Source organism: Comamonas testosteroni (assembly GCF_030505195.1).
Lineage (GTDB): Bacteria > Pseudomonadota > Gammaproteobacteria > Burkholderiales > Burkholderiaceae_C > Comamonas > Comamonas testosteroni_G.
On sequence record NZ_CP129672.1, the window covers coordinates 5,189,160 to 5,205,469 of the forward strand.

Below are 16,310 nucleotides of genomic sequence, written 5' to 3' on the forward strand. Positions count from 1 at the left end.
ACTGCACATAGGGTGTGCAAATGTGCACAAGTGGATGCTATGTCTGTCAGCTCTTGCAGCTATTGGCGGCCGGGCATGGCTGCAGTACCTGCGGCGGCAAAATGCAAAAGGGCCCACTCGGGCCCTTTTGCCGTTCTCAGATGCTCTTAGAGCTCGCTGAACATCTCGTCAAAGGCTTCGCTCGCGAAGTCGTTGCGCCAGGCCTTGTCCTTGTCCTTGGGCACCATGCCCAGGGAAATTACGCCCTCGTAGGTGTAGCTGGCCGGGGCTGAGTATGCAGCTTGCAGCTTCTTGAGTTCGCCCTGCACCTGGTCCAGGCTGAGCTTGTTGCGCACCATGCGTTGAATGCCAGCGGCCCAGGTCTCGGGGGTCTTGACCAACTGGCAGGCGAACTTCACCTCGGTATTGAGCACGCCATTCTTGTCGAGCTTGGGCTTGGTGGCCGATACGGTCTTGCACTGCGATTGCTGACGCGCCTTTTGCACCGTGCTCATCAGGCTCTCCACGGGCGCACGCAGGGCGTCGCGCTGTGCCTCGGGGAACAGGGGCAGGACCACGTCGGTGACTTCACGCGGGAAGTCCTTGTCGGCTTGCTTGAGTTCGGCGGCATTGGCGTAGTCTGCGCTGCGGCCCGAGCGCAGGCGGTCCGGGCGCAGATAGTCATTGAGCTGGCTGATGGCCTGCTCATCGTGATTGACCAGAGTGCGGATATACAGCTCGGCAGCAGCAATGGGCGAGGGCGGCTCGGCTGCCTGCGAAGCTGCGGCCAGGGGAAGCAGCAAAAAGGCGATGGCTGTCTTGAAGGAATTGTTCATCTTTTTATAACGATTTGGAGGGGCTGAATCGCGTGGAGTCACGTGAAATCAGCATGGAGCCCTGGCAGACAGACGGTGCTGCGGCTTGGGCGGGAAACTGCCGCACAGCCCTGGCGCTTATCAGCAGGGGCTCATGGCATGCGGGCGTTCTGGAGGTGGGATGGAAATCCGGAGAAACGCCTCGCAATAAGTGTAACCCCGGGTTGAGGTCGTTTTTGCACGCCTTGGGAGCTCTGCCGTTTTTGTGCAGCGCCTCTTGATCTGGAGCGCAGACAGGGGCGTTGGATCAATGAAAAAACCCCGTGCAGGCTGTGCTGACGGGGCTTTGCCGGTTGCAGGCGCATGCCTGTGGCGTGATCTGTTTGACGGCCGAAGGCGGCTCTCAATCCAGGCTGATCTGGGCTTTTTCAATCAGCAGCTTGTATTGCTCGGACTTCTTCCTGGCAAATTGCTGCATCTCGGGCACGGTGAAGCTCATGGGCTGGAAGGCGAAGGTGGAGAACTTCTCCTTGACCTGTGGGTCCTGCAGCACGGCCACCACATCACTGCGGATCTTGTCGCGCACGGCGGCATCCACTCCCTTGGGGCTGAGCAGGGAGACAAAGGAGTTCACATCCAGCTCGGCGGGACCTCCCGCTTCGGCAACCGTGGGCACGTCAGGCATTTGCGCGATGCGCCTGGGTGCAGCCACGGCCAGATAGCGGATCTTGCCGCTTTTGTAGATTCCCTGGCTGGAGGGCAGGCTGGCAAAGCTCCAGGTCGGGTCGCCGTTGGCAACCGAGGTGAACAGCTGGCTGACCTCGCGATAAGGCACATGGGTCATCTTGCTGCCCGTCAGATAGTCCAGCCATTCGCCGCCCAGGTGGCCGGGACTGCCCACGCCCCAGGAGCCATAGCTGATCTTGCCGGGCTCGGCCTTGGCGGACTTGATCAGGTCACTAATGCTCTTCCAGGGCGAATTCGTGGGTACGGCCACAAAGAAGGGCGTCAGGAACAGCGGGGCCACGGGGTCGAAGTGGCTCAGCGTGTTGAAGTTCTTGTTCTTGTAGAGATAGGGCAGGGCGGAGATATGTTCGCTGTCCAGTTGCAGCAGGGTATAGCCGTCGGGCTTGGCGCGGCGCGCGTACTCGATGGCGACAAAGCCACCGCCGCCGGGGCGGTTGTCCACGGTCACGCCCTGTTTCCAGCGCTGGGCCAGTTTTTCGCCCACGATGCGCAGCACGGCATCGGGGCCGCTGCCCACGGCAAAGGCCGTGACCACGGTCACGGCTCGGTTGGGATAGCTGGCCGCATCGCCCTGGGCCAGCGCAGGGCCGGCTGCGGCCAGCAGAGCGGCTGCGGCAACTATGGTCTTGATAGCTGTTTGCGTATGTGTGGATTGGCTTTGGGGTTGATTTTGCTCGTATTTCACAGTTTGTCTCCGGTGGATGTTTTTAGGGACTGCAGAGCGTTGGTGGGCAGCCGCGCTTGGGCGTGGCCGCAGGGGGAAAGATCTATTGCGGGGCGTCAGGCTGGGCCAGAGGCGCTGCCTGCGCAAAGGCGGGCAGGGCGCTGCAAGCCGCATCGACGGCGCTGATCAGCGGCCAGCGGGCGAGATCCACACCAAAGCGGCGTGCGCTCTCGACCTGCGGAATCAGATAGACATCGGCCAGGCCGGGGGCCTGGCCAAAGCAGAAGCTGCCGCGTTTGCCGTCCTGTGCCAGCAAGGCCTCGATGGCATCAAAGCCGGCCGTGATCCAGGTGGTGCACCAGGCGTTGATGGCGGCCTCGTCGGCTCCGAACTGCTGGCGCAGGGTTTGCAGGATGCGGCGGTTGTTGATGGGGTGCACATCACAGCCCACGATGGCCGCCATGGCGCGCACATGGGCGCGGGCCTCGGGGTCGGCAGGCAGCAGCGCCGGCGTGGGGTAGCGTTCTTCCAGCCATTCGATGATGGCCGGCGACTGGATCAGCGTCTCCCCGCTGTCCAGCGTCAGCGCGGGCACCAGGCCTTGCGGGTTGATGCGCTTGAACGGCGCTTCGGCCTGCTCGTCCACGCGCAGATCGACGGGGAGGTAGTCGGGCGTGAGGCCCTTGAGATTGAGGGCGATGCGCAGACGGTGCGAGGTGCCGCTGCGAAAGAAACTGTAGAGCTTCATGGTCTGCGCGCCTTACCCAGGTTGGCCCACGCTCAGGGCAATTTCGCCCACGCCTGCCACGCGGCCTGTGATCTGGTCGCCGGGCAGCACGGCGCCCACGCCCTCGGGCGTGCCCGTGTAGATCAGATCGCCGGGGTGCAGGTGATAGAACAGGGACAGGTCGGCAATGATTTCGCGGATGTTCCAGATCAGCTTGTTCACATCGGACTGCTGCTTGAGCTCGCCGTTGACGCTCAGCTCGATGAGGCCGGACTCGATCACCTTGCCGGCCATGGGCACGATTTCGCTGGCGACGGAGGACTGCTCCACATCCTTGCCCAGATCCCAGGGGCGGCCCTTGTCGCGTGCCACCAGTTGCAGATCGCGGCGCGTCATGTCGAGGCCGCAGGCATAGCCGTAGATGTACTCATGGGCCTGGTCGGCAGGAATGCGAAAGCCCGGTTTGCCGATGGCCACGACCAGCTCCATCTCGAAGTGGTAGTTGGCGGTTTCGGGCGGATACGCCACGCAGGCACCCGATTCGGTCAGCGTCTGCGGGGCCTTGGTGAAATAGAAGGGGCGTTCGACGCTTTTGTCCACGGGGCGGCCCATCTCCACCGCGTGGGCGTGGTAGTTGCGGCCCACAAAGAACAGGCGATTGACGGGCAGGCGCTGCTCGCTGCCGCGCACAGGCAGAGATTGGACAGGGGCGGGGGGCCAGAGGTAGTTGTCGTCGTGTTTGGCTTGGGGCATGTGTGATTCCTGATTGGTATCGCTGATTGATATCGCTGATTGGTATCGGTGACTAAGTGCTTGAAAAGGCACGCTCTATCGGTGAGACAGCCAGCAAGGACCTGGCCAGCCGCGCCGCCCCGCAGCAAAGGCTGTCGTCCCCCAAGGGGGCGACGGGTACGGGGAAGAAGCGAAGCGCCTCAGGCGGTTTCTGATCTGTACGCGTGGACGGCTTCGAAAATCGGCGTGTCGGCAAAGCGAAACAGGTCCAGCTGCGGCTGCTCGGCATCGCATTGCGCGCTGAACAGCTGCCAGGAAGGCACGACGAACATGTCGCCACGCCGCACCTGCCATTGGCGCTCGCCCACGGTCACCGTGCCCTGGCCGTCAAAGACCTGGAAGACGGCAGAGCCCACTTCGCGCTTGGGCCGGGTGCTGGCGCCGCAGGTCACGCGGTGCATTTCGCAGCGAATGGTGGGCAGTACATCGCGGCCATTGCAGGGATTGGTGTAGCGCACGGCGGCATGGCCGGGGCTGACCGTGGCGGCGCAGCCTTCGGCTTCCAGCGCCAGTTGCTCGGTCAGCGCGCGGTCGGTGTCCACCCAGCGATAGGCCAGCAAAGGCGTGACCGGGCTGTCCTGCAGATGGGCGACGGGGCGCAGTCCGGGGTGGCCCCAGAGGCGCTCGGAGCGCGAGAACTCGGGCGTGACGCGTTCCTCGGGGTTCAGATGCAGGCGGCCATGCTCGAAGAACTGGGATTCGGTGGTGTAGGCAAACGGAATATCCAGCCCGTCTATCCAGGCCATGGGCTGGCTGGCTGCATTGTGGTGGGCGTGCCAGTTCCAGCCGCCCTGGGGCAGAAAATCGCCGCGCGACATGCGGATCGAGTCGCCGTTGACCACGGTCCACACGCCTTCGCCTTCGACCACAAAGCGGAAGGCATGCTGGGTGTGACGGTGCTCGGGCGCATCTTCGCCGGGCATCAGGTACTGGATGGCAGCCCACAGCGTCGGCGTGGCAAAAGGGCGCCCGCCCAGCGACGGATTGGCCAGGGCAATCGCGCGGCGCTCGCCGCCCCGGCCCACGGGGACGATGCGACCGGCTTCATCTGCGAGTTTGAGCAGATTCTCCCAGCGCCACAGATGCGCGGTGGCCTGGCTTTTGGGGTGGGCAGGCATCAGGCCGCCGATCTCCGTCCACAGCGGCACCAGCATTTCCTGCTCGAAGCCTCGGTATAGCTGCTCCAGCGCAGCGGTGGGTTCGGGTTGGCCGGGGGCTTCGATGGCCGTGAGCTTGACCGGTGAGGGCTGGGCTTGCACAAGGCTCATGGTTTGTCTCTTTCTTTGGTATCTGCTGGGCAGTGCGTTGCTGCCTTGCGTCTGGGTCTGACGGCCTTGCGATGGGCCAGGAGAGGCTGTGAATTAAATAAACAGCACACTGATGATTAGCATAATGTTGATCTGTGTCAGCGTTGATTGGGTTAAACCCGGTGGCAGGCTTAGCGCGAATCGGGGCGTCACTCGTGCGAATATCGGGGTCTTTCAGTCATGGCCCTTCAACTGCCGCGCGGCAGGGCGGGCCCGGCGTCGGCTCTCAAGACATGCAATACCAACCCGCAGAACTAGAAAACTATCCCGGCTATCACATCCGCAGGCTGCAGCAGATCGCCGTCGCCGTGTTCATGGAAGAAACCGAGGAATTTGGCGTGACGCCCGTGCAGTACGCAGCCCTGTCGGCTGTGCTGCGTCAGCCGGGCATCGACCAGCGCACGCTGGCGCGCAATATCGGCTTTGACACCTCCACCATAGGCAGCGTGATCGACCGCCTGGAAGCACGCGGCCTGATGGCGCGCAACGCCAGCCCTGCGGACCGACGCGTGCGTTTGCTGAGCCTGACCGAAGAGGGGCGCGACCTGCTGGTCGCTGCCGAGCCTTCGGTGCTGCGTGCCCAGCGCCGCATGCTGGAGCCTCTTGCCGATGACAAGCGGGCGCAGTTCATGGAAATGCTGTCACTCCTGATTCACGAGAACGACGAGTTCGCGCGTGCCCCGAGCGCCGTGGCCCAGCGCAGTGCCGAGCGCAAGCGCAGTGCGGCCGTCAAGGCGGTCAAGGGCCTAACGGGCAAGCTGCAGGGCAGCGAGAACGACTGATCCACTGAACCACGAACCGCAAGGAAAGACATTGGACTGGGACCATCTGCGTTTTTTTGGTGAGCTGGCGCGCAGCGGAAGCATGGCCGCTGCTGCGCGGCGCATGGGTGTAGAGCACACCACGGTGTCGCGGCGCATCCAGGCGCTGGAAAAGCAGCTGGGTGCCGTCCTGTTCGCGCGCGAAGGCGGGCAGTGGCGGCTGACCGAGGCCGGGCGGCAGCTGCAGGAAGTGACCAACACCATGCAAAGCGCGGTGGACGGGCTGGAGCGAGGCCCGCTGGCGCATGCCGCCACCGCCGAGGGGCTGGCCGGGCTGGTGCGGGTGGGGGCCACCGAAGGCTTTGGCACGCAGATGCTGGCCTCCGAGCTCGCCAGGCTCACGCTGCGCTACCCGCTGCTCAGCGTCGACCTGCTGGCGCTGCCGCGCATGCTCCATCTGTCCAGCCGCGAGGCCGATATCGTCATCTCCCTGGAGCGGCCCAAGCGTGGCTCGGTTGTCGTCACCAAGCTGACCGACTACCGGCTCTATCTGTACGGCCAGCGTGAATATCTGGCGCGAAAGCCCTTGGTGGCCAGAACCGAGGATCTGCGCCATCACAGCTTTGTGCACTATGTGGACGATCTGCTGTTCACGCGCGAGCTGCAGTTGCTGGATACCTTGCACCGGCCTGAGCGTTTTGCGCTGCGCAGCACCAGCATCACCGCTCAATACGAGGCCGTGCGTGCCGGCGCCGGTCTGGCCGTGCTGCCGGCATTTGTGGCCGACAAGGACCCGATACTGAGTCGCGTGCTGCCCGAGCAGGCGTGCTTTACGCGCACCTTCTGGATGAGCATGCCCGTGGAGTCGCGCCAGATTCCACGCATAGCCACGACCTGGAGCTTTCTGCGCGATGCCGTGCAAGGCATGCACAAGCTGCTATTGCCGGATTCATGATTTTTCTGATGGCGTCTTGTGCTTTATGGCGTTCAGATGGCTCTCGATGGGATGCTGGAAATCAATGCGAGATAGATGCAGGCCGGCATTGCCTGATTGACGCTTCGCTGGCGAAGCAGAGCTGCTTCGGATGTTGACGGTTGCAGTCTGATTGCCTTTGCCTTTGCCTTTGCCTTTGCCTTTGCCTTTGCCTTGATCCCGGTTTGTGGCGTTGATTAAGCCCACCGCAGGCATTGGCTGGTCTGCATCGTGTGCAGCCATGACGCGCTGTCTGCACGCATATACTGGGCCGAGCGGATTGCGCCGATTTTGCGGCTGGGCTCTTCTGCATGTGCGGCATGAGGAGCGCTCTGGACAGTGCATATGGGTGTCGATCCCGGTTTGCCGTTTTTTTTTGAAAGCCCAACATGATCGTCACAACCACTCCCTCCATCGAAGGCAAGCGCATCACCCGTTATTGCGGCGTGGTGGCGGGCGAGGCCATTCTGGGTGCCAATGTGTTCAAGGACTTCTTTGCCGGCATCCGTGACATCGTGGGCGGGCGCTCTGGAACCTACGAACGCGAGCTGCAAAGAGCGCGTGAAATTGCCCTCAAGGAACTGGAGCAGCGCGCTGCCGAGGCGGGAGCCAATGCAGTAGTCGGTGTGGACCTGGATTTTGAGGTACTGGGCCAGGGCAATGGCATGCTCATGGTCTCGGCCAGCGGCACGGCAGTCGTCGTGCAGTAGGCTGCTCAGCGACGGAGCTGGCTTGACGCCAGGAAGGCGGTAAACCTATTCCATGTGCAATTGCACATTTTTGGACTACTTCGAAATTTGTAGCGAAAAGTCGTTGTAGAATTCGTTCCATCGTAGGGGAGTCGCCAAGCTGGTTAAGGCACTGGATTTTGATTCCAGCATGCGAAGGTTCGAATCCTTCCTCCCCTGCCAAAAAATCAAAACCCTGCTCATTGCCATGAGCAGGGTTTTTTGTTTGTAGAAATTGGCACGCGTGCAAGCGCGCCCAAAGCTTTCAGTCATGCGCGATTGGGGCGCTCAGGCTGCGCTATTGCGCAGTCAGTCTTGCTCTACAGCACAAGGCGCAGTTGTCGGTGATTGGAGGCTGCTTGCAGTCTGGCGGGCTCAGGCATTGCCGAAAGCGGCGCACCGGGCCAAAGGATTGCCTAGGGTAAGTACTTACCTCTCGCAGATATTTGCACCAAACCAGCCAAACTTACCGAGTGTTTTCGCCGTATCGTCGGCGGCATCGATGAGCGCGGGAAAACAACCATTAGACTCCTCGCTCTTTTGTGTCGCTGTTGCTCGGCGAGCGCACTTGGGTCCTTGTGAACGAGCTTGACCGCCCGCCCACAACAGAGGTCTGGTTTTCGGCCGGAGTCACCCTGAAGTACCGCAGTGCGCCCTTGCCATGGTCACAAGCGCAGGCAAGTGCAGATATGTTGAATATCTTGCCGGGTTGAAACAAATGTGTGCAGATTAGCCATCTGAAAAGACAAGCCCACTATCAGGCTGGGTTAGCTGACACAATAATTGGCTGTTGGGTGTAGCTGAGGTCCGCTCCACGCGCTCGTCTGAGGGCGAGCAGCAACAGAAGTCGCTCGGCGCAATGCATGGCTGCAGGTGGTGGCAGAGAGTTCTTGGGGTTTGTGTTTAACGCAGCGTTTGCGTAAGTGCTCGGCAAGATTTGGATAGACAAGGTATGGAATATCGACTGGATGAAACGGACCGCCAGCTGCTGCGCCTGCTGCAGACCAATGCGCGAGCCTCGACCGCGCACTTGGCTCGGCAGATGAATCTGGCTCGGACCACGGTGGTCGCACGCATCGCCAAGCTGGAGCATGAGGGCGTGATCGCCGGCTATGGCGTTCGACTTGGCTCGCGCATGGAGCAGTCTGCCGTGCGCGCCTACTGCGGTATCCGTGTTCAGCCCAAGACGGCAACTTCGGTGATGCAGGCGCTCAACCGCTTCACTGAGGTGGAGGAGGTGTCGGCTGTCAGCGGGCAGTACGACTACATGGTGTTTGTGCGCTGCGAGAGCAATGAGAAACTGGATGCGCTGCTCGACCGTATCGGCCTGATCGACGGCATCCAGCAGACCTATACCTCGGTGGTGCTGAGCCGCAAGATCGACCGCCGTACCACCGCCGAGGTCGTGGGCGAGGCTTAGACGCCCTGAGTCACGACATGGCGCTCACATGCAAAACGCCCGGTTTGCGCCGGGCGTTTTGCATTCTGTTTGAGAAGCAGGGCAGAGCAGGGCTGCGCTCCTTCTCGACTGCCTGACGCGCTCAGTCCACAAAGACCTTGGGCGCGCCTGTCTCCATGCGGCCAATCACTGCTGCATCGCGAAAGCCGCTGTCGGCAAAGACCTTGAGTACCTGCTGGACAGCATCTGCCGCGCAGGAAACCAGCAGGCCGCCAGAGGTCTGAGGGTCGGTCAACAGTGCTTTCTGGGCGTCCGTCACGGTGGATGCCAACTGGACGTGCTCACCATAAGAGGCCCAGTTGCGCCCCGATGCACCCGTGAAAATGCCTTGCTCTGCAAGCGCCTGAACACCGGGCAGCACGGGCAGCTTGGCGCCTTCGATGCGTGCACTGAGCTGGGCACCACGGGCCAGTTCCAGGCCGTGGCCCAGCAGGCCAAAACCGGTCACATCGGTCAGCGCGTGCACACCCTCGAGCTTGGCAAGCTCGGCGCCGGGGCGGTTGAGCTTGGTGGTGGCATCCACCATGGCACGGTAGCCTGCATCATCGAGCAGATTCTTCTTGAGCGCTGCCGAGAGAATGCCCACTCCCAGGGGCTTGCCCAGAATCAGCACATCGCCGTCCTTGGCATCGGCATTGCGCTTCATCTGCTTGGGGTTGACGATGCCGATGCCGACCAGGCCGTAGATGGGCTCGACCGAATCAATCGAGTGGCCGCCCGCCAGCGGAATGCCTGCATCGCGGCAGACCGATTCGCCGCCCTCCAGAATCTTGGCAATCACATCGTGCGGCAACACATTGATGGGCATGCCCACAATGGCCAGCGCCATCAGCGGCGTGCCGCCCATGGCGTAGATATCGGACAGCGCGTTGGTGGCGGCAATGCGGCCAAAGTCATAGGGGTCGTCGACGATGGGCATGAAAAAGTCCGTCGTCGCCACAATGGCCTGCTCGTCATTGATCCTGTAGACGGCCGCGTCGTCTGCGGTCTCTGTGCCTACCAGCAGGTCGGGGAAGAACTGCTTGGGCAGATTGCTTTTGGCCAGCAACTCCGACAGCACGCCGGGTGCGATCTTGCAGCCACAGCCGCCGCCGTGGGACAAAGAGGTCAGGCGCGGGGTTATGGGGGAGGCGGTTTCTTGAGTGGTGTTCATATCAATCCAGACGGCAAGCAGCACGGATGTTGCTGCGGTGACGGTAGCGATGTTTGTGTTCGGTCAGAAGTTCATCCTGAACGCACAGTAGTCTCTCATTATTGACTGCTTGGCGTGCTGATCTGCGGTCTTTTTGTTGATTTTCTAGGAGGTCTGCTTGGGATATCAAGAAAGTCACAATGAGGCTGCATACATGATTTTCTGAAAACCAGATGATTAAATAATCATTGAATAAAATTCTGTGGTTATTAATTCTCATTGATTGATGACGCCTTTCTTATTGGAAATTTGAATTAAATGATGTTTAAATAAATCCTATTCAATAGCTAAAATAAATCAAATAATGAAATTTGATAGAATATTTGAAATGTAATTGAGTGTGAATAGGGGGCGCTTGGTAGTTGTAATAAGGTTTTGCTTATGTTTTCATTTATAATTTTTCGATTGGATTTCAGTGCGTCTTGAGTCCAAAAGAACGAGGATTAATTTTGGACTCAGCCCCGTCTTCTGGTGATATTTCTGCTCCACGTGGTTCACTTTCCATCACTTTTTCGGTATGGAACGCACTTTTCCTGCGCGAAGCCGTTGCGCGCCTGAGTGCTGCGCGCGGAGCCTGGGTGCTCATCGTGCTGGAGCCGGTGTTGCATGCCTGCTTTATGCTGCTGCTGTACACCGTTCTGCGTGCACGCTCTGTCGCTGGGGCTGATGTAGCCGTGTGGCTGGTCTTGGGGGTGACTGGCTACTTCACGGTGCAGAACGTCTTCCAGCGCGCTATGGGCGCGGTTGATGCAAACAAGGCCTTGTTTGCCTATCGGCAGGTTCGCCCCATCGATACCGTGATTGTTCGAGCAGGTCTTGAAGCACTTTTAGGTCTTCTGATATTGAGTTCGCTGCTCGGTATTTTGGCCTTTCTTGGGCACTCTGTTATTCCTAATTCAGCGATGGAGGCTATGTTAGCCTTTATCGGGTTGATGCTGTGTGCTCTTGGAATTGGTCTTGTTTTATCCGTTCTAAGCGAAATTGTTCCAGAGGCGGGAAATTTAATGATGTTTTTATTTCGGCCTTTATATTTTTTGTCTGGTGCTATATTTCCATTATCTGCAATACCTATTCAATATAGAGAGTGGGCTTTTTATAATCCATTTGCGCATGGTCTCGAGCTATTGAGAGGTGGTTTTTTTTCGGTTTATCATCAAGCTCCAGAAGCAAATTTTGAATATCTGTATGGATTTGCCGCTGTTTCAATTTTCTTTGGACTGGCCTTGCAGGTGCGTTTTTCCCAGAAGCTGAGGGCGCAATGATTATTGTCAGCGATGTGCACAAGCGATATCAGACACCGCACGGTGCGGGGCGCTGGATTCTCAAGGGGGTGGATCTCACTATTCCCTCCAAGATTAGCGTGGGGCTGGTTGGCCGAAATGGCGCTGGCAAGTCAACTTTGCTCAACTTGATTGGTGGAGTGGACACACCCACACGTGGAGCGGTGGAGAGGCGTAGCCGGGTTTCCTGGCCCATGGGCTATGGTGGTGGATTGCAAGGCTCTTTGACTGGTCGGCAGAATGCCAAGTTTGTCTGTCGACTACATGGCTTTGGCGAGCGTCGGTCAATGACGGAAAAAATTGCCTATATACAAGATTTTGCAGAACTGGGTTCATCCTTTGATGAACCCGTCCGAAATTATTCTTCGGGTATGAAATCGCGACTGCAGTTTGGTCTCTCCCTTGCATTTGACTTCGATGTGTATATATCGGATGAAGCGACTTCAGCTGGTGATGCATCGTTCAGAAAAAAAGCATCCGATGCATTCAAGAATATTGCGGATCGCTCGGGGCTCATTATGGTTTCGCATAGCGACGGTACCTTGCGCGAATTTTGCCAGGCCGGAATCTGGCTGCATGAAGGCCAAGCCCATTGGTTCGACAGTATCGAAGATGCCCTGAAGAATTACAAAGACAGTATTTCCCAATGATCGATTTTTTAAGAAAAGAACGCCTCAAAGGCCTTGGCAATGCTCTTTGGCGAATGAAAGCCTTGGCTGTTGCCTTGTTTGCATGTCTGCTGGCCGTAATCTATTGGGGTATGGTCGCTTCAGATCGCTACGTTTCCGAAGCGCATGTGTTGATTCAGCGCACTGACATGGCGGCTTCGCAAGCCATGGATTTCAGCTCGCTCTTGGCCGGTGGAGATGGGATCTCGCGTGCTGATCAAATGCTGCTGCGCGACAGATTGCTGTCTGTCGATATGTTGCTGCAACTGGATAAAGAACTGAACCTGCGCGAGCACTACAGCAGCCACGATCATGACCTGCTCTCACGCATGTTTTTCCATGATGCGTCTCTGGAGTTTTTTCACCGGCACTTTCTCTCACGCATCAGCGTGGAATATGACGAATATGCCGGGGTACTGGTCATTCAGGCCCAGGCGTATGACGCTGAAATGGCTCGCAAGATCACTAGCGCACTGGTCCATGAGGGCGAGCGTTATATGAACTCGCTGGGCCATCAGCTGGCCCAGGAGCAGGTGAATTTTCTCGAAAAGCAGGTCAAGGAGCGTGGTGAACATGCGCTCAACGCGCGCCAGCGCGTGCTGGCCTTCCAGAATGCCAAGGGTCTGATTTCGCCGCAGTCTGCAGCCGAAAACCTGGCCGGAGTGGTCAACAAACTGGATGAGCAGTTGACCGAACTTAGCGCGCGCAAGACTGCGTTATTGGGCTATCTGGCTCCCACGGCACCTGCGGTCGTGGAAGTCGATCTGCAGATCCAGGCCGTGGAAAAGCAGATCAAAACAGAGAAAAACCGTCTGACCAGCGCCAAGGGGCAATCGCTAAACAAAACGGTGGAAGAGTACCAACGTCTGGAACTGGAGGCTCAGTTTTTGCAGGATGCCTATAAGAGCGCTTTGGTGGCGCTTGAAAAAGGCCGGGTGGAAGCAACGCGTACCTTGAAAAAGGTGCTGGTGCTGCAAAGTCCGTCGATGCCTGAATATCCCATGCGCCCCCGGCGCCTCTATAACATCGCTACCTTTATTTTGGGTGCCTTGCTGCTGGCCGGGTTGGTGCAATTGCTGGTGTCCATCGTCCGCGACCACCGCGACTGATTGTTCTGAATTTTTCGAGTTTTATCATGCAACGTTTTATCGCGCGTACCTGTATCAGTGCGGCAGTCGCGGTGCTGCTGACTGGTTTGGCGCCGGCTCAGGCCCAGACCTCTCAAGCCGGTTCCAAGCAAGATACATCGACATCCAGTATTGATCCTTTCCAGATCAATCAGGCGCTGGGACTGGTGCCTTCTGGCGGGTCTTTCAGCGATGCTTCGGCAAGCCGTTCTGGTGCTGCCGTTCCCATGCAGTCTCCTGTGTTGCCGCAAGCCCCACAGACCGCTGATTACACGGCTAACCTCAATAGCGATGTCTTTGGCGCAAACCTGTTTACTGGCAACTTTGCGCGTGCAGGGGCAACCCAGTTCAATCCCGATTATCTGGTGGCGGTAGGCGACCGCATTCATCTGCGCCTCTGGGGAGGCTTTACCTTTGACAGCGTGGCCGCTGTCGACCCGCAAGGCAATATCTTCCTGCCTCAGGTCGGGCCGATCAAGGTGCTGGGCATTGCCAACAAGAATCTGCAGCAACAGGTGGAAGCCGCCGTGCGCCGCGTGTTCCGCGCTAATGTCTACAGCTATGCCAGCCTGGCCGCCGCCCAGCCGGTGCGCATCTTTGTGGGTGGTAATGTCATGCGCCCGGGCTTGTACAACGGCACCAGCATGGACAGCCTGCTTAACTATCTGGACCAGGCGGGAGGCATTGACCCCGAGCGGGGCAGTTTCTTGACCGTGCAGGTCAAGCGAGGCAGTTCCGTACGAGCCACCTTCAATCTCTATGACTTTCTGCTCAAGGGCCAGTTACCGCTGCTGCAACTTAATGATGGAGATGTGATCTTTGTTCCCCCCATTGCCAACCGGGTGCGCGTATCGGGCCTTGTAAACAATGCCAAGCGCTTTGAGTTTTCCCGTGGCTCCGAAACAGTGGCTGAGTTGATGCAACTGGCCAAACCTCAAGCCCAGGCAACCCATGTGCGTATTGCACGCAATACCGGAACCGTGAAGAACACGGAGTACTACCCGCTGCAGGAGGCCAATGCTTTGGTGCTGCAAAACGGAGACGAACTGGAATTCACTGCGGACAAGAAACCCGGCACCATTACCGTGCGGGTCGAAGGCGAGCATATGAATTCGCAGGAATATGTGCTGCCTTATGGAACCCGTCTCGGGGCTCTTATGCAGAGCATCCAGACCTTGCCGGACGCTGAGCCCGAGAGTGTCCAGCTTTTTCGGCAGAGTGTGAAGGAACGTCAGAAAGAGATGCTGGCAACTAGCTTGCGCAGCCTTGAAACGGCGTTGCTCACAGCCCGCAGTGGGAGTGTGGATGAGGCACGCTTGAGACAGGAAGAAGCAAGCCTGACCTTGCAATGGGTGGAGCGTGCCAAGAAGGTGGAGCCCACTGGCCAGGTGCAGATTGCGCAGGCGGCGCAGCGCGACAATATGTTGCTGGAAAACGGCGATGTCATACGGGAGCCTCTAAAAACCGCTGTTTTCAGCCAGTCACAGGCGCATGCGGCTTGAGCGCTTCGGATGAGCTCATTTTTTGAGCAATTTCCCCCTTTTTTGGGCATTTCTTGCCCCATTTCTCACCCATTGGCCCCTTGCAGGCGCACCTCGGTCTTTGAGGGCATTCCCTTGTCTTTGTAGAACGCATCCACCCCGTCGTCCACGAACTTGGCCAGACGCTTGAGGTTGTAGCAAACCGCCATCATGGTCATGGCCACCGTGGCGCGTGCCCGGCCAATGGTGCGGATGAGCTTGCCGCCCATGTGGCGCATCTGGGCAAAGGGGTGCTCCACCCGGGCTCGGGTTGTGGCAATGCGCTTGTTGCGCCCCTTCTGGCATTCGCTCAGGGGTTTGCCCGGCTTGGCCTTGCGCTGGATGTGCTCGCGATAGCCCAAGACCTTGAGCATCTCGCTGCGCTGTTCGCTGGGGTAGCCACGGTCGGCATAGACATCGCAGCTGGTGTTGTGCTCATCGAGCACTTCATCAAAGTGCGTGCTGTCGTGCTCGCTGGCTGTGCCGGTGGTGATCTTGCGAATGAACTTGTGGCGCACATCCACGCTGATGCTCAGCTTGTAGCCGTGGTAGCCCTTGCCGTGCTTCTTGGTATGGGTGGCGTCCAGGTCTTTTTGCCTGCGCTTGGCCTCGTTCCAGTCGCTGGGGATCTTGCCCTGATCCAACTGCTCTTTGTCTTGTTTTGTGAAGTGCTGGATGGGTGCAGGCACCAGGGTGGCATCGATGATCTGCCCGCACCGCGCCAGGTAGCCGCGCTGCAGCAGTTGGCCGTCCACTGCCTGGAACAGGGCCGTCACGCCATCAACGCCCAGGCGCTGCTGGTAATGCCAGATGGTGTTGCGATCTGGGACGTTGGCGCTATCGGCCAGCAAGCAAAAGCGCTGGTAGCTCATGCGGTCAAGCAGTTGGTATTCCATCTGCTCGTCGCTGAGCTTGTAGAGATACTTCAGGATCAGGATGCGCACCATGACCGCGGTGGGATACGGCGGACGTCCACCCTTGGCGGCATCCCCTCGGGGCAGCAGTTGATCAATGACCCGCGTCAGCTCGTCAAAGTCAATGTGCCGGGCAATGACCTGCAGGGGATCGCCCAAGGTCTCGATCTTGTGCTTGCGCGCGGCATCGGCGAAGAGGTCCAGCTTGATGGCGCTGCGCGCTTGCGCTTTGGGTTTGCTCATGCGGTGATTGTCGCGTTGGCTGCGGTGCCATCAGGCGGGGAGGTTTTTAGAGGTTCCCATACGCATACCACGCAAGGATGCGCTGGTGCTGGTCAGTGGCGAGGTGTTATTCCCCAATGCCGTGGCATTCGATGGCTCTTTGAGTCTCAAAGAATATATCGACCGAGCTGGCGGATTTACCCAGTCCGCAGATAACGCTCGCGTAGTGGTTGCCCATCGCGATGGAGCATTCCAGCAGGTCGATACAAGCAGGTTATTTGCTGATGCCTCTATCAAAGCAGGAGATCAAATTTTGGTTCTCCCTAAGGTGGATGAAAAGAAGCGGCAGTTCTGGAAAGACATGACTCAGATCATGTACCAGATTGCCATCAGCGCAAAAGTTGTGTTTGGTCTGTGAATATTTCGAGTTGTGAG

16 protein-coding genes, 1 tRNA gene and 1 pseudogene are annotated in these 16,310 nt (G+C 58.7%); 10 read left to right on the forward strand and 8 right to left on the reverse strand.

All coding sequences use genetic code 11. From position 1 onward, the window contains the following. Positions 1 to 146 precede the first annotated feature (146 nt). The 5 genes from QYQ99_RS23970 to QYQ99_RS23990 form a co-directional block, all read right to left on the reverse strand. Complete coding sequence (locus QYQ99_RS23970; RefSeq protein ID WP_302090332.1) at positions 147 to 815, reverse strand: hypothetical protein; 669 nt, start codon at positions 813 to 815, stop codon at positions 147 to 149. Between the two features lie 382 nt (positions 816 to 1,197). Further along, a complete protein-coding gene (locus tag QYQ99_RS23975) occupies positions 1,198 to 2,172 on the reverse strand; it encodes a Bug family tripartite tricarboxylate transporter substrate binding protein (protein ID WP_437439084.1) in 975 nt (324 codons plus the stop codon). A 136-nt stretch (positions 2,173 to 2,308) separates the two neighbouring features. Then, positions 2,309 to 2,953, reverse strand: coding sequence for a maleylacetoacetate isomerase (gene maiA / locus QYQ99_RS23980; RefSeq protein WP_302090333.1), 645 nt, complete (start codon positions 2,951 to 2,953; stop codon positions 2,309 to 2,311). 12 nt (positions 2,954 to 2,965) lie between these two features. After that, complete coding sequence (locus QYQ99_RS23985) at positions 2,966 to 3,685, reverse strand: fumarylacetoacetate hydrolase family protein (RefSeq protein WP_302090334.1); 720 nt, start codon at positions 3,683 to 3,685, stop codon at positions 2,966 to 2,968. A gap of 179 nt (positions 3,686 to 3,864) precedes the next feature. After that, positions 3,865 to 4,992, reverse strand: a complete 1,128-nt coding sequence (locus QYQ99_RS23990; protein ID WP_302090335.1) for a cupin domain-containing protein — start codon at positions 4,990 to 4,992, stop codon at positions 3,865 to 3,867. A gap of 272 nt (positions 4,993 to 5,264) precedes the next feature. On the opposite strand from QYQ99_RS23990, the gene QYQ99_RS23995 reads away from it, so the two are divergent. Both QYQ99_RS23995 and QYQ99_RS24000 read left to right on the forward strand, forming a co-directional pair. Then, positions 5,265 to 5,813: a MarR family winged helix-turn-helix transcriptional regulator gene (locus QYQ99_RS23995; RefSeq protein ID WP_034368336.1), complete on the forward strand. Its 549-nt coding sequence runs from the start codon at positions 5,265 to 5,267 to the stop codon at positions 5,811 to 5,813. Positions 5,814 to 5,844: 31 nt separating this feature from the next. Next, on the forward strand, positions 5,845 to 6,747 hold the full coding sequence (locus QYQ99_RS24000) for a LysR family transcriptional regulator (protein WP_291604197.1): 903 nt from the start codon (positions 5,845 to 5,847) through the stop codon (positions 6,745 to 6,747). Here QYQ99_RS24000 and QYQ99_RS24005 read toward each other — a convergent pair. Further along, positions 6,742 to 7,008 carry a hypothetical protein gene (locus QYQ99_RS24005; protein ID WP_302090336.1) on the reverse strand — a complete coding sequence of 89 codons (267 nt, stop codon included), beginning with the start codon at positions 7,006 to 7,008 and terminating at the stop codon, positions 6,742 to 6,744. The genes QYQ99_RS24000 and QYQ99_RS24005 overlap by 6 nt on opposite strands. A 146-nt stretch (positions 7,009 to 7,154) precedes the next feature. Here QYQ99_RS24005 and QYQ99_RS24010 point away from each other — a divergent pair, with 146 nt between their 5' ends. From QYQ99_RS24010 to QYQ99_RS24020, 3 genes are all read left to right on the forward strand, one after another. Then, positions 7,155 to 7,475 (forward strand): heavy metal-binding domain-containing protein, encoded by a 321-nt coding sequence (locus QYQ99_RS24010; RefSeq protein WP_291604199.1) that lies wholly within the window; start codon positions 7,155 to 7,157, stop codon positions 7,473 to 7,475. Positions 7,476 to 7,599: 124 nt separating this feature from the next. Then, positions 7,600 to 7,676, forward strand: a tRNA-Gln gene (locus QYQ99_RS24015). 769 nt (positions 7,677 to 8,445) lie between these two features. Beyond that, complete coding sequence (locus QYQ99_RS24020; RefSeq protein WP_003054128.1) at positions 8,446 to 8,913, forward strand: Lrp/AsnC family transcriptional regulator; 468 nt, start codon at positions 8,446 to 8,448, stop codon at positions 8,911 to 8,913. 121 nt (positions 8,914 to 9,034) lie between these two features. Here QYQ99_RS24020 and selD read toward each other — a convergent pair whose 3' ends face one another. Then, a complete protein-coding gene (gene selD, locus QYQ99_RS24025) occupies positions 9,035 to 10,105 on the reverse strand; it encodes a selenide, water dikinase SelD (RefSeq protein WP_302090337.1) in 1,071 nt (356 codons plus the stop codon). 461 nt (positions 10,106 to 10,566) lie between these two features. Here selD and QYQ99_RS24030 point away from each other — a divergent pair, with 461 nt between their 5' ends. From QYQ99_RS24030 to QYQ99_RS24045, 4 genes are read left to right on the forward strand one after another with little or no spacing between them, the layout of a single operon-like run. Further along, positions 10,567 to 11,406: an ABC transporter permease gene (locus tag QYQ99_RS24030; RefSeq protein WP_291604203.1), complete on the forward strand. Its 840-nt coding sequence runs from the start codon at positions 10,567 to 10,569 to the stop codon at positions 11,404 to 11,406. After that, on the forward strand, positions 11,403 to 12,074 hold the full coding sequence (locus QYQ99_RS24035) for an ABC transporter ATP-binding protein (RefSeq protein WP_291604205.1): 672 nt from the start codon (positions 11,403 to 11,405) through the stop codon (positions 12,072 to 12,074). Before QYQ99_RS24030 ends, QYQ99_RS24035 begins: the two co-directional genes overlap by 4 nt. Then, positions 12,017 to 13,201 carry a chain-length determining protein gene (locus QYQ99_RS24040; RefSeq protein WP_302090338.1) on the forward strand — a complete coding sequence of 395 codons (1,185 nt, stop codon included), beginning with the start codon at positions 12,017 to 12,019 and terminating at the stop codon, positions 13,199 to 13,201. The genes QYQ99_RS24035 and QYQ99_RS24040 overlap by 58 nt, the downstream gene beginning before the upstream one ends. Before the next feature lie 26 nt (positions 13,202 to 13,227). Further along, complete coding sequence (locus QYQ99_RS24045) at positions 13,228 to 14,721, forward strand: polysaccharide biosynthesis/export family protein (protein WP_302090339.1); 1,494 nt, start codon at positions 13,228 to 13,230, stop codon at positions 14,719 to 14,721. 65 nt (positions 14,722 to 14,786) lie between these two features. On the opposite strand, the gene QYQ99_RS24050 is transcribed toward QYQ99_RS24045, so the two are convergent. Then, complete coding sequence (locus tag QYQ99_RS24050; protein ID WP_302089391.1) at positions 14,787 to 15,896, reverse strand: IS5 family transposase; 1,110 nt, start codon at positions 15,894 to 15,896, stop codon at positions 14,787 to 14,789. A 58-nt stretch (positions 15,897 to 15,954) separates the two neighbouring features. Here QYQ99_RS24050 and QYQ99_RS24055 point away from each other — a divergent pair. Beyond that, positions 15,955 to 16,293, forward strand: a pseudogene (locus QYQ99_RS24055) (SLBB domain-containing protein); the annotation flags it as partial. Positions 16,294 to 16,310 lie beyond the last annotated feature (17 nt).